Raw genomic sequence first — 12476 nt, forward strand, 5'->3', positions numbered from 1 at the left:
TCATTTGAGTTTTAACCTTGCGGCCGTACTCCCCAGGCGGTCGACTTATCGCGTTAACTGCGCCACAAAGTCCGCGAAGGACCCAACGGCTAGTCGACATCGTTTACGGCGTGGACTACCAGGGTATCTAATCCTGTTTGCTACCCACGCTTTCGCACCTCAGCGTCAGTGTCAGTCCAGAAGGCCGCCTTCGCCACTGGTATTCCTCCCGATCTCTACGCATTTCACCGCTACACCGGGAATTCTACCTTCCTCTCCTGCACTCTAGCCTGACAGTTCCGGATGCCATTCCCAGGTTGAGCCCGGGGCTTTCACAACCGGCTTATCAAGCCGCCTACGCGCGCTTTACGCCCAGTAATTCCGATTAACGCTCGCACCCTCCGTATTACCGCGGCTGCTGGCACGGAGTTAGCCGGTGCTTCTTCTGTGGGTGATGTCCTTCCTGGCGGGTATTAACCGCCAGGCTTTCTTCCCCACTGAAAGTGCTTTACAACCCGAGGGCCTTCTTCACACACGCGGCATGGCTGGATCAGGCTTGCGCCCATTGTCCAATATTCCCCACTGCTGCCTCCCGTAGGAGTTCGGGCCGTGTCTCAGTCCCGATGTGGCTGATCATCCTCTCAGACCAGCTACGGATCGTCGCCTTGGTGAGCCATTACCTCACCAACCAGCTAATCCGACATAGGCTCATCCGATAGCGCAAGGTCCAAAGAGCCCCTGCTTTCCCCCGTAGGGCGTATGCGGTATTAGCCTGGGTTTCCCCAGGTTATCCCCCACTACCGGGCAGATTCCTATGCATTACTCACCCGTCCGCCGCTCGCCACCAGGGAGCAAGCTCCCCGTGCTGCCGCTCGACTTGCATGTGTTAGGCCTGCCGCCAGCGTTCAATCTGAGCCATGATCAAACTCTTCAGTTTAAGATCGTGCGGTTCTTGCTCGTCCGTAGACGAAAGCGAACCAAACTCGGCTCAAGGTCAAAGCTTCTCAAAAAGACCCGAAGGTCTTCGACGAGTCGCTTGCCTTGAAATGGTGTGACTTCTCACCACCTCATCGACAAGCGCCCACATGAATTACCTGATCGATTGTTAAAGAGCGGCTCCGAGCTCTCATAGAGAAGGGCGGAGCGTCTCGCTTGCCGTCGTGGCCAGTCACCGAAGTGGCGGCCCCGCCAGCGCCCTGCGAGGAAGGCGTATTCTACCGATCCGACCGAGCTTGTCAACTCCCTGCGAGGCCGTCACCGAAGTGAGCGTGGCGTCGAGGACCGGCGTCGCCGGCAGTCGCGAGAGCCCTTAGCGGGTCTCTGTCGAGAGCCCTCAGCGGGCCTCTCTCGAGTGGGGCGCATTCTACCGAATCCGCCGTGGGCGTCAAGGACGAATCTTGCGAAACGAGCCGAAAAATTCAAAGCGAGACAACCACTTACCACTCTTCCCACCGCTGGCAACGTGGCCCGTCGCCGGCAGCGGATGCGTACTTTACGGCTTTCCTCGCGCCCCTGCAAGGGTCGCCTGTCAAAAAATTTCAGGACGGTGACGGGGCGATGACGGCGAAGCTATCCACAGGCGGTGCGAAACGACCGCCTGTGAATATGCGAAGCGCATCAAGCCGCCGAACGCGCCCGGCTGGCCCGGTCCAATAACGACAGGATCGAGCGGTACGGGACACCGCCATGCAGCGAGAGTCCGATCTCGCAAGTGCGAGAATTGGAGTAGCCCGCATCGCACCCCTCCACCTGGTTCGCCAGCCCCTTCAGTGCCGAGGCGTTGAGTTCGGGGGTTACGAGCCCCTTATCGCCCGCGAAACCACAGCAGGTGATCTCGGCCGGCACTACCACCTCACGGGAGCAGGCACGCGCCAGCGCCACCATGCGCTCACCCAGCCCCATATGCGTACTCGAGCAGGTGACATGGACCGCCACCCGCTCATCGAGCGGCGTGATATCGAGGCGTGACAGTAGATGGTCGTGGGCGAAGGCTACCGGCTCCTGCATCGTGAGGCGCTCATCCAGGCGGCCTTGCATGTGCAGCACGCAGGGGCTGGTATCGCTGAGAATGGGATAGCGCCCGTTCTGGCTTGCCACCAGCAATTCGCGATTGAGCTCTCGCGCCTTGTGCGCGGCCTCGTCGAACTGACCCTTGGACTGGAACGCCATGCCACAGCAGAGATGCCCCGGCATTTCGGGCAGGATCACCTCGAAGCCGGCCTTGTCGAGCAACGCGAGGGTGATCTCCATGATCGAGCGGCGCTCGGCATCGCCATGCGCGGCGCCAAAGACGCGGGTGGCACAGGAGGGGAAATAGACCACCTTGTCCCGTAGGCTGTCATTGACCCGATCCCGGCTCAGCACGCGCACCGGGGCCGCCTTGGGCAAGGTGGGAATCCATTGCGGCACGCGCCCACCGCTGGCCTGGGTAATCGAGCCACTCACCTTGGAGAGCCCCTTTTCGCTCAGCAAGGCTCGCCCCGTGCTCGCCAGATTGAGCATGCCACGGGCAAAACGGGTCGTGCCCGAAAAATGCCTGCCGACTCGCCGCGCCATGTCGGCATGCTGCGCCAGCCGCTCGTGGCGCATCTCGCGAATCATTTCACCGGTATTGATGCCCACCGGACACTGGGTGGCGCATAGGCCGTCGACGGCGCAGGTTTCGTCGCCGGCATAGCGATAGTCCCTGCGCAACCGTTCCAGACGCTCGGCGTCCTGCTCGCCGAGGCTGCCGCCCAACGCCTCGAGTCGGGCCATTTCACGAGCGGCGACGATACGCTGGCGCGGCGTCAGGGTGAGGTCGCGGGAAGGGCAGACATGCTCGCAGAAGCCGCACTCGATGCACTTGTCGACGATGGCATCAGCAGCCGGCAGCGGCTTGAGGTTCTCCAGATGCACGCTCGGGTTGCGACTTAGGATGACGTCGGGGTTGAGCAGGTTCTCGGGGTCGAACAGCGCCTTGATCCGCCACATCAGAGCGTAGGCCTCGGGGCCCCACTCAAGCTCTACGTATGGGGCCATGTTGCGCCCAGTGCCATGCTCGGCCTTGAGCGAGCCGCCGTACTCTACGCCGACCAGCTGCGCGACCTCTTCCATCAGTGCCTGGTAGCGCTCCACCTCGCCGGGCTTTTCGAATCCTTGGGGGAAGACGAAATGCAGGTTGCCTTCCAGTGCATGGCCGAAAAGGATCGCCTCCGGGTAGCCGTGACGATGGAAGACCTCGGTCAGTGCCAGCACGCCCTCGTCGAGACGCTCGATGGGAAAGGCGACATCCTCGATGATCACCGTGGTACCGGTGTCACGCACTGCGCCGACGGCGGGGAAGAGCCCCTTGCGAATCTTCCAGTAGATCTCGTAGGTGCCCTTGTCACGGGTGAAGGCGACCGGCTCCAGGGTGTGGATACCCTCGAAGATGGCCTGCACCGCATCGAGCCTGGATTCGAGCTGCGCCTCGTCGTTGCCGCGCACATCGATGAGAAGCGCCGCCGCCCCGCCGGGCAGGGTCTTGAGCACTTCGGGCATGCCCGGCTTGTTTTCCACCGAGCGCAGCGCGGCGCGATCCATCAGCTCCACCGCGGAAACCGGGGCCGACTTGAGTGCGATGGTGGCACGGCAGGTCGTGGCCATGTCGGGCAGGAAAACCAGCGCCGCAGCCTTGTGCGGCTCGTCGACCACGGTGTCGTAGGTAATGGTGCTGATGAAACCGAGCGTGCCCTCGGAACCGATCAGCAGGTGCTTGAGAATCTCGATGCCGTCGTCGAAATCGACCAGGCTGTTGAGCGCATAGCCGGTGGTGTTCTTGAGCCGGTACTTGTGGCGAATCTTCTCGGCCAGTGGCGCGTTGGCCCGCGTCTCGGCAGCGAGCCGCTCGAGCCCCTCGACGAGTTCGGCGTGGCTACGGCGGAAGACCTCGCGACTGGCCGGATCGGCAGTATCCAGACGCGTACCATCGGCCAGGATCACACGCATGTCGCGCACTGTGCGGTAGCTGTTCTGTGCCGTACCGCAGCACATTCCCGAGGCGTTGTTGGCGGCGATGCCGCCCACCATGCAGCTGTTGATGGAAGCCGGATCGGGGCCGATCTTGCGCCCGTAGGGAGCCAGCAGCTGGTTGGCCCGCGCCCCGATCACGCCAGGCTGCAGACGGATCGCGCGCCCATTGTCGAGAATCTCGTGCCCCCGCCAACCCTCGCGCAGCTGGATCAGCACCGAGTCGGTTACTGCCTGGCCCGAAAGGGAGGTACCGGCAGCGCGGAAGGTCACCGGTAGCCCGCGCTGGCGACAACCGGCCAACACCGCCATCAGTTGATCCTCATCGGCGGGACGGACCACCAGCTTGGGTATCAGCCGGTAGAAACTGGCGTCGGTACCGTAGGCCAGGGTGCGCAGCGGATCGTCGATCAACCGCTCGGCGGGCATGACCGCGAGCAGCTCCTGCTTGAGCGCCTGCCAGGCGTCGGCCGTCGGCGGAGTGAGAGTCGCAGTGGTCATACACGCTCCTCGGCATTGCGCACCAGCACCACCAGCTCGCGGGGGCCGTGCACGCCGTAGGCCAGGGTCTGCTCGATATCGGCAGTCTTGCTCGGTCCCGAGACCAGCAGAGCATTGGTGGGCATGTCGTCGGCCCAGCCGTGGCGCTCGATCACATCGAAGAAGGTATCCTCGATGGTGTCGGCATCCAGCACGGCGATGTGAATCGGCGGCACCAGACTCAGCAGGCGCGGCTCGTCGGGCGTCGGCCACAGCCACAGGCTGCCGGTCTCGGCGATGGCGCCGCGGGTGGAGGTCAGCCCCGCCTCGGTGTCATGGAACTGCTCGCGCTGCCAGGCCTCGATGTCGCGATCGGCATCGATCAAAGCGACGCCCCGCTCGGCCAGAGCCGCACGGGCCTCGGCGGCGACGGGATGCTCCCGACCCAGCGCCAGGCGGCGAATGCCCTTGGCCTCGAGCACTTCGGCCAAGGTGGAAGTCCAGGCATCGCGGGAGGTATGGACCACCTCGCCGTGCACGGAGGTGATCCAGCGCTCGAAGCGGGCCAGCCGCTCTGCTTGTCCCCAGCCGCGCCCCGTGACCACGCCGAAATCGCTCTGGGGCGCCGTCAGCGGCCCGTCGGCGCGTTCGCGCAGGCGCTTGAGGATATTGTCGCGGGCGCTCATGAGCGTTCCTCCCCGCCGGCCCTTTCTGCCTGGTGACGCTTGACCAGAGCGTGCAGCGAGGTCTTCGCCGGCTTGGGTGCGGTACGATACTCCGTCCAAGCCCCCAGCTTGGCAGGCATCAATGCCTGCAGCTTGCCGACCATGGCCGTGCCGCTGCGCCAGACGCCCGGGTGCGTCGCCAGCCACTGGAAGCCCTTCCAGGCCGACGCTTCCTTCTTCGTTCGCTTGACCCCGGCACCGGGCACGTTGCCGCGCCCCTCGCCCACCGACTCGCGACGCAGGCGCACCAGCAGGTCGGGAATCGGTATCTTCACCGGACACACCTCACCGCAGGCGCCACACAGGCTCGAGGCGGTGGGCAGGTCCTTGGTCTGCTCCAGTCCCATCATGTGCGGCATGAGAATGCTGCCGATAGGCCCGGGATAGGTAGTGCCGTAGGTGTGGCCGCCCACCCGGGTATAGACCGGACAATGGTTCATGCAGGCGCCGCAGCGGATGCAGCGCAGGGTATCGAGCAGCTCATCGTCCTGATAGATATTGGAACGACCGCTGTCGACAAGCACCAGATGGACTTCCTTCGGTCCATCGTGCTCGCCCTCCTTGCGCGGCGAGCTGATCATGTTGAAGTAGGTGGTGACGTGCTGGCCGGTAGCCGAGCGGGTGAGCAGCGCATAGAGCGGCGGTACGTCGCGCAGGTGCTCGACCACCTTCTCGATGCCGGTCACGGCGATGTGCACCGGCGGCACGGCGGTAGTCATGCGGCCGTTGCCCTCATTTTCCACCAGACACAGGGTACCGGTCTCGGCAACGGCGAAGTTGACTCCCGAGATGCCCACGTCGGCGCCCATGAAGCGCTCGCGCAGCTGGGCGCGAGCCGCCGCGGTCATGGTGTCGACGTCGCGGGTACGCTCGATGCCCGTCTTGTCGTGCATGATCTCGGAGATCTCGTCGGTGTTGAGATGAATCGCCGGCATGATGATGTGCGAAGGCGTCTGCTCGTTGAGCTGAACCAGGTACTCGCCAAGGTCGGACTCCAGCGCCTCGATGCCTGCCGCTTCCAGATGGGCGTTAAGATGCATCTCCTCGGAGACCATCGACTTGCCTTTGATCACCGCCTTGGCCTCGTGGCGCTGGCAGATCTCGCGAATGATGCGGCACGCCTCGTCGCCGTTCTCGGCCCAGTGCACCTGGATGCCGTTGGCTTGGCAGTTAGCCTCGAGACGTTCGAGCAGGTCGGGCAGCCTGGCCAGCGCCCGTAGACGAATGTTGGCGCCCAGTTCGCGCAGGGTCTCGAGATCCCAGTCGCTGAACACATCGCGCCGCTTGGCCATCAGGCCGTCCATGGCGCGGCGGAAGTTGGCACGGATCTGCGGGTTGCCGAGGGCATCGTGAGCCTGACGATGAAAATCGCGCGGGGTGAAGGTCTGAACCGGTTCGTGCGCTGCGCTCATGAGGTCCTCCGCCACAGGTAACTGGCGATGTGCTCGCCCTCGACGCCTCTCTTCTGGTGCTCGAAGCGACCGGCGATGTTCATCAGGCAGCCGCAGTCGGAAGTTACGAAGCGCGTCGCGCCGGTGGCCTCGATCGCCTGGGTCTTGTCCTCGACCATGGCAGCGGAGACTTCGGGGTGGCGTACCGCAAAGGTGCCGCCGAAGCCGCAACATTCGGCGGCACGCGCCTGCTCCACCAATTCCACCTGGTCGAGACGGGCGAGGAGCGCCGGTCCGGTCTCGGTCAGACCCATTTCGCGTCGGGCGCTGCACGAGGTGTGCATGGCGATCTTTTCCGGGGCGCCGTGGTCCTCGAGCCGCAGGTGGCAGACATGTACCAGAAACTCGGTGAGCTCAAAGATCCGCCCCGCCACTTCATCCGCCTGGGCTTTGCGCTCGGTACCGGCGAACAGCTGCGGGTAGTGGATGCGCATCATGCCGCCGCAAGAGCCCGAAGGCACCACGATCGGCCAGGGCTCGGGGAACAGATCGAGCTGCGCCGATGCCACGGCACGCGCCTCGTCATGATAGCCCGAGGTGTAGGCGGGCTGGCCGCAGCAGGTCTGGTCCTGGGGAAAAAGCACATCGATGCCTTCGCGTTCCAGCAGACGAATGGCATCCAGGCCGGCCTGAGGGTAAAACAGATCGATGAGGCAAGTGCCGAAGAGATACACTTTCTCCGGTTTGGGCGGGTACAGCTTGACTGGCGTCATTAGGCTCCCTCGCTGTCGCCGCGGCGGCCACGGCAGTCGTCACATTCATGGTCTTGTTCTTTTTCGGTAAATTGGTTTTACCAATTTACCCACTAAAGTGGATGAACCTTAGGGTTCCGCCCCGTCAGTGTCAAACGCCAGCGGGGCTTTTGCTCACCCGATTCGTATAGACTTTGGTATAGCCTCCTTTGCCATTGGCGATGAATGGTCCAAGCGCGCTTGCTTCACCGAAGCACATCGTGGATTGCAAGGTCCGATTTTTCAGGCCAATATTGGTAAGACCAATTTTGTCTCATCGCCCCGGAACTCCGCATGACCTACCAGACCGTACGCCAGCCCCGCCTGGCCGATGTCATCACCGAACGCCTCGAAGCGATGATCCTCGAAGGCAGCCTGAAGCCCGGCCAGCGCTTGCCACCGGAGCGTGAACTGGCCGAGCGTTTCGGCGTATCGCGCCCTTCACTGCGCGAGGCCATCCAGAAACTGGCCACCCGCGGACTGCTGACCAGCCGGCAGGGAGGCGGCACCTTCGTCACGCATGAGCTCAACAGCGGCTACAGCGATCCCTTACTGGATATGTTGACCCGTCATCATGAATTCCATCTGGACCTGCTCGAGTTCCGCGACGCCATGGAAGGGCTCTCCGCCTACTACGCCGCCCTGCGCTCGACCCCCGCCGATCGCGCCATGCTGCTCAAGCGCTTCGAGGAGCTGGAAGCCTGCTTCGCCGGATGCGACCCCGAACTCGAAGCCAAGGCCGACGCCGCCTTTCACCTGGCGATCGCCGAAGCGGCACACAACGTGCTGCTGCTGCATACCATTCGCGGCATCTTCCACCTGCTGGAGAAGAGCATCGTCGACAACCTGGCCCACCTGTTCGAGAAGCCGCAGTCGCGTCCCGTGCTGATGAAGCAGCACCGCGCCCTGCTCGACGCCATTCTCGAAGGACGGGCCGAGGATGCTCGCGCGCGCTCCCATGAACACCTGGTCTTCGTCGAGGAGGAATTGCTCGAGATGGAGCGTGCCGAGACCCGCGCCCAGCGGGCACTGCGACGCGCCCAGGCGCTACCGGAAATCCAGCCCTGAGGATCGCCGCGTGAAAGGTCCGCACCGCCCGCCTCGCATCTCGGTTCGGCTGCGCCGGCTGCTGCTGTTACTGCTTCCGCTGGGCCTGGTCGTGGTCATGTGGCAGGCCGCCCAGATGGCGCGCGAACAGGCGTTGCAGACACTGATGCGCGAAGCCGAGAACGAGCTGCGCCTCTCCGCCGCCAGTCTCGAAGGTCACCTCACGCGCCATGACTACCTGCCTCAGCTGCTGGCCTCGCGGGAGATGGTGCGTCGCTTCCTGCTCAACCAGGGGCAACAGGATCCGATGCCGCTCAACCTGCTGCTCGACCAGTTCCGTGCCACCGCCGATGTTTCGGATGTTTACCTGCTGGATGCGAACGCGAATACCGTGGCGGCCAGCAACTGGCATCGACCCGACACCTTCATCGGCCAGAACTACGCTTTTCGCAGCTACTACCAGGACGCCATCGAGGGCAAACGCGGCCGCTTCTACGGCCTGGGCGTGCAGTCGCTAGAGCGTGGCTATTATTTTTCGGCTCCTGTATGGCTCGACGATACCGCCCCCGACGCCCGTCCCAGCGGGGTGATGGTGATCAAGGTGTTGCTCGACGCGATCGAAGAGAGCTGGGCCGAGCAGGACGCCGAGCTGATGGTGACCGACGAGGACGACATCATCTTCATGGCCAGCCACCCCGCGCTGCGCATGGCCGCCCTGCATCCGCTCTCCGAGGAGGAGCGGCAAGCGCTGCTGGCCACCCGTCGCTACGCCGACGAACCGCTCTCCCCGTCCGGCATCGAAGTCTTCGTGCAGCGCGACGACGGTAGTCAACTGGTGCGTTTCACTCGGGGAGCGCTGGACGGCAGCCGCTATCTCGGCCTGGCTCGACATATGGAGGCGTTCGGCTGGGACATGCATATCTTGAAGCCGCTGGATTCGGTCTACAGCGCCCAGTGGTTTTCCGCCCTGCTCGCCGGCGGCTTGTATGGCGTGGTCACGCTGGGGGGCGGCATCGGCTGGCAGCGCCTGCGCCTGCGCCGCGAGCGCGAGCTGTTCGCCGAGCGCGAACGGCAGACCCTGGCCCGTGCGCGGGACGAGCTGGAGCGCAACGTCGAACACCGCACCCGCGACCTGCTCGAAACCAACCGCCTGCTCTCCGACGAGATCGAGGAGCGACGCCGGGCCGAGGAGAACCTGCGCCTGACCCAGGACGAACTGGTACAGGCCGCCAAGCTCGCCGTGCTCGGCCAGCTCGCCGCCGGTATCAACCACGAGCTCAACCAGCCGCTGGCGGCGATACGCGCCTACGCCGAGAACGCCCGAGCCTTCCTCGAGCGCCAGCGGCTGGAGGCCGTCGACGCCAACCTGGCCCAAGTGGTGGAACTGACCGAGCGCATGGCGGAGATCAGTGCCCAGCTGCGCCAGTTCTCGCGCAAGAGCGACAGCTCGCTGACGGCGGTTTCGGTCCAGGCCTGCTTCGATTACGCGCTGCGTCTCTACCAGGCACGCCTACGCAGCAGCAATGTCCAAGTGGTGCGCCGCTGGGGAGAGGAGGAGGCCTGGGTGCATGCCGACCTGGTGCGCCTCGAGCAAGTGCTGGTCAACCTGATCGGCAATGCCCTGCAGGCAATGGCCGATAGCCCCGAGCCGGTGTTGATTCTCGGTGTCGACAGCGGAGAGCGTCAGGTAAGAATCAGCGTGACCGATACCGGCCCCGGCATACCGGAGCCACACCTTTCGCGCATCTTCGAGCCGTTTTTCACTACCAAGTCCCCCGGCAGCGGTCTAGGGCTGGGCCTGTCGATCTCGTCACGCATCATCGCCGACCTCGGCGGACGCATCGAAGCCACCAACCAGCCTGGCGCCGGGGCACGCTTTACCATTACCCTGCCGCGGGACGAAGGACCCGACAGCCAGCGTCTAACGCCTAACGAGGAGCAACGTTCCCATGCATGACCCGGCGGCCACTCCGGTCCTCATCATCGACGACGAGCCCCACCTGCGCATCACCGCCGGGCAGACCCTGGAACTGGCCGGCTACCAGCCGGAACCGCATGCCAACGCAGAGAGCGCTCTGGAGATTCTCACGTCCGACTTCGCCGGGGTGATCGTATGCGATATCCGCATGCCGGGCATGGATGGCATGGCGCTGCTGCGGGAAGTACGCCTGCGCGACCCCGACCTGCCGGTGATCCTGATCACCGGCCATGGCGACATCTCCACCGCCGTCGAGGCCATGCGAGAGGGCGCCTGGGATTTCCTGGAGAAGCCGTTCGCCGGCGAGCGTCTGGTCGAAATGGTGCGGCGCGGGGTCGACAAGCGCCGCCTGAGCCTGGAGAACCGGCGGCTCAAGGCCGAGCTGGAAGCGCAACAGGCCGCGCCCGGACCGCGCCTGGTAGGGCGCACCCCGGCCACCCAGCGGCTCGCCTCCATGGTGCAGCGCATCGCCCGAGTCGAAACCGACGTGCTGCTGTTCGGCGAGACCGGCACCGGCAAGGACCTGGTCGCCCGCGCCATTCATGAGCGCAGCCCGCGCGGCGGGCACCCCTTCGTCGCGATCAATTGCGGTGCCGTGCCCGAGAGCATCATCGAGTCGGAGCTCTTCGGTCACGAGAAAGGCGCCTTCACCGGGGCCGTGGAGCGGCGAATCGGCAAGTTCGAATACGCCAACGGCGGCAGCGTGTTCCTCGACGAAATCGAGTCGATGCCGCTGGCGCTGCAGGTCAAGCTGCTGCGAGTATTGCAGGAGCGCTGCATCGAGCGGCTGGGGGCCAACGAAGCCGTACCCCTGGATATTCGCGTGATCGCCGCCACCAAGGTCGACCTCAAGCTGGCAGCCGAGGCCGGGGAGTTTCGCGAGGACCTCTACTACCGGCTCAACGTGGTGACCCTGCCGATCCCGCCGCTGCGCGAGCGACGCGAGGACATTCCCCTGCTGTTCCAGCACTTCGCCGTGGTCGCCGCCAACCGCAGCGGACTGGAGGCACCGCCACTGGATACCTGCGACATCTCCACGCTGATGGCCCACGACTGGCCGGGCAACGTGCGCGAACTGCGCAACCTGGCCGAGCGTTACGTGCTGCTGGGCTCGGCCTTCGACTACCGCCTCGATGCCCTGCTCGAGGGCGCGGAGCCGGGCAGCGCCGAGCTGGCGCTGCCACAGCAGGTCGAGCTATTCGAGAAGAGCCTGATCAGCCAGTCGCTGGCCAACCATCGAGGACGCATCACCGAGGTCTGCGAGCACCTCGGCCTGCCGCGCAAGACGCTCTACGACAAGCTGCGCAAGTACAACCTGAAGGCCGAGGACTATCGCCACAAGGTAGCGCCCTGAGCCAGCAGCTCCATCAAGGGTGCCCATGGCGGCAACCAGGGCGTCAGCACAACCGCTATCCCCAGCATGGCCAGCGAGTTGCCCGGCGCCTTGAGGTCGAAAGGCTTGACCGCGGTACCGAAGGAGCGCTTGATGCGTGCCCCGGTGAGATCGACGCTGTACGCTTCGTCGAGTAGCAGGTGAATGATGTAGCCGACGGCCAGCGACACACCGTGCGTCCAGGCCAGCCAGGCTTCCTGCGTGAAGAAGCGATGGCTCAGCGCGGTGGTGATCAGGCCGCACAGGACGGCGGCCAGCAGCGAATGCCAGAGGCCTCGATGCACGGTGAAGCGACTGAATACACCGCCGGCCAGATAGCGCACGAACGCATAGATGACGCCGCATACCAGCAGAAGCGGCCCGAGTGCCATCCTGGCCTGCAACAGCAGCGCACCGACCACAACGGCCGGTATCGCCAACAAATTGAAGATCAGCCGGATCGCCTTGGAGCTATCCGCGTCGATATCGGGCAGGATGCCGCCGAAGGTAACCAACCCCAGCATCACCGCACCCTGCCATAGCTCCCAAAATCCCGCCTGCCAGCCGCCGTAGGCCAGCACGGCGCCACCAGCGGCGGCCACGCCGAGGTGGGTGTGAAAGTCGGCCATGCCGGACAAGCCCCGCAAACTGTATATATTTACAGATTATGACGTGTCGCAGCTCGTTAAAACAATGGCTTGCCTGACAAAGTGCAAGAAAAAT

Annotated in this window: 8 protein-coding genes and 1 rRNA gene; 3 read left to right on the top strand and 6 right to left on the bottom strand. The window is 64.3% G+C overall.

The features are described 5' to 3' along the window. The 5 genes from CYJ07_RS08150 to CYJ07_RS08170 all read right to left on the bottom strand — a co-directional run. A 16S ribosomal RNA gene (locus CYJ07_RS08150) occupies positions 1–916 on the bottom strand; the annotation flags it as partial. A gap of 680 nt (positions 917–1596) precedes the next feature. Then, positions 1597–4470: an FAD-binding and (Fe-S)-binding domain-containing protein gene (locus CYJ07_RS08155; RefSeq protein WP_104203199.1), complete on the bottom strand. Its 2874-nt coding sequence runs from the start codon at positions 4468–4470 to the stop codon at positions 1597–1599. Next, positions 4467–5135, bottom strand: coding sequence for a LutC/YkgG family protein (locus CYJ07_RS08160; protein WP_104203200.1), 669 nt, complete (start codon positions 5133–5135; stop codon positions 4467–4469). Before CYJ07_RS08160 ends, CYJ07_RS08155 begins: the two co-directional genes overlap by 4 nt. Then, positions 5132–6586 carry a LutB/LldF family L-lactate oxidation iron-sulfur protein gene (locus tag CYJ07_RS08165; RefSeq protein ID WP_104203201.1) on the bottom strand — a complete coding sequence of 485 codons (1455 nt, stop codon included), beginning with the start codon at positions 6584–6586 and terminating at the stop codon, positions 5132–5134. Before CYJ07_RS08165 ends, CYJ07_RS08160 begins: the two co-directional genes overlap by 4 nt. Beyond that, positions 6583–7338 (bottom strand): (Fe-S)-binding protein, encoded by a 756-nt coding sequence (locus tag CYJ07_RS08170; RefSeq protein ID WP_104203202.1) that lies wholly within the window; start codon positions 7336–7338, stop codon positions 6583–6585. The genes CYJ07_RS08165 and CYJ07_RS08170 overlap by 4 nt, the downstream gene beginning before the upstream one ends. 312 nt (positions 7339–7650) lie before the next feature. On the opposite strand from CYJ07_RS08170, the gene CYJ07_RS08175 reads away from it, so the two are divergent. From CYJ07_RS08175 to CYJ07_RS08185, 3 genes are read left to right on the top strand one after another with little or no spacing between them, the layout of a single operon-like run. Beyond that, positions 7651–8424 carry a GntR family transcriptional regulator gene (locus CYJ07_RS08175; protein WP_104203203.1) on the top strand — a complete coding sequence of 258 codons (774 nt, stop codon included), beginning with the start codon at positions 7651–7653 and terminating at the stop codon, positions 8422–8424. A gap of 10 nt (positions 8425–8434) precedes the next feature. After that, on the top strand, positions 8435–10360 hold the full coding sequence (locus CYJ07_RS08180) for a sensor histidine kinase (protein ID WP_231489571.1): 1926 nt from the start codon (positions 8435–8437) through the stop codon (positions 10358–10360). Beyond that, positions 10353–11735: a sigma-54-dependent transcriptional regulator gene (locus CYJ07_RS08185; protein WP_104203205.1), complete on the top strand. Its 1383-nt coding sequence runs from the start codon at positions 10353–10355 to the stop codon at positions 11733–11735. Before CYJ07_RS08180 ends, CYJ07_RS08185 begins: the two co-directional genes overlap by 8 nt. Here the strand turns inward: CYJ07_RS08185 and CYJ07_RS08190 are convergent. Beyond that, a complete protein-coding gene (locus CYJ07_RS08190) occupies positions 11711–12382 on the bottom strand; it encodes a metal-dependent hydrolase (protein ID WP_104203410.1) in 672 nt (223 codons plus the stop codon). The genes CYJ07_RS08185 and CYJ07_RS08190 overlap by 25 nt on opposite strands. Positions 12383–12476 lie beyond the last annotated feature (94 nt).

It is taken from the genome of Billgrantia saliphila, from assembly GCF_002930105.1.
GTDB lineage: Bacteria > Pseudomonadota > Gammaproteobacteria > Pseudomonadales > Halomonadaceae > Halomonas > Halomonas saliphila.